The 984-nt window shown below is 37.2% G+C and carries 1 pseudogene; it reads left to right on the top strand.

The features are described from left to right. Window positions 1–90: 90 nt before the first annotated feature. Window positions 91–984, top strand: a pseudogene (locus HMPREF3249_RS01470) (IS30 family transposase); the annotation flags it as partial.

Here is a 984-nt window from a genome sequence, read left to right as displayed (position 1 = left end):
AACCCAATTTGTAAAATTAAGCTAGACAGAAAAAGCCATCTATGTTAGGCTCAGATAAACACCACATTTGTCTGAAAGGAACTAACATAAATGACCTATACTCATCTTACCACAAACGAGCTTGTAATGATAGAGGCTTACTATCAAGAAAACATAAAAGTTTCAGATATTGTGACTTCACTTGGCAGATCAAAACAGACAATCTACACTGTCATCAACTATCTGAAAGAGGGGCACTCTGCATATGATTACTACAACCGTTATAAAGTCAATAAGAAACGTTGGGGCAGGAATAAAACAAGTCTGACGCAATCAGAAAAAGATTTTATCCAGACTCATTTAGAAGAAAATTGGAGCCTTGATGTCATTAAAGGAACTTATCCAGATAGGGTTTCTTGTTCTATGAGAACCCTCTATCGACTAGCAGACCGTGGTATTTTAAAGAAAGAAGATCTCCCTTGGAAAGGCAAAAGAAAACCAAATGGTCATAGCGAAAAACGAGGAAAACAAGCGTTTCGCAGAGATTTACGTGAGAGAGCAGACAGTTATCCTAATTTTAAGACGGAATTCGGTCATCTAGAAGGGGATACAATTGTGGGAGAAAAACACAAAAGTGCAGTCATTACCTTAGTAGAACGCTGCTCAAAAGCCATCATCACACTGAAAACCAATGGACGGAAAGCAAGTGATATTGAGACTTCCATCAATCAATGGTTATCTCAAGTCCCCAGCCATCTCTTTAAGTCGATCACTTTTGATTGTGGGAAAGAATTTTCTAATTGGAAATCTATTTCGAATGCACATGACATTGATATTTTCTTTGCGGACCCAGGATGTCCTGGGCAACGAGGCCTCAATGAACATTCTAATGGCTTATTAAGACGAAATGGACTACCGAAACAAATGGATTTTACAAATATTCCTCAAAATTATTTATCAGCTATAGCTGATAAAAAAATAGAATTCCTAGGAAGTCTTTGAATT

Origin of the sequence: Streptococcus sp. HMSC36C04, assembly GCF_001839535.1 — a bacterium.
Taxonomy (GTDB): Bacteria; Bacillota; Bacilli; order Lactobacillales; family Streptococcaceae; genus Streptococcus; species Streptococcus hominis.
The sequence above is the reverse complement of the archived record's forward strand: the minus strand, read 5'-3'. Positions and strand labels throughout refer to the sequence as shown.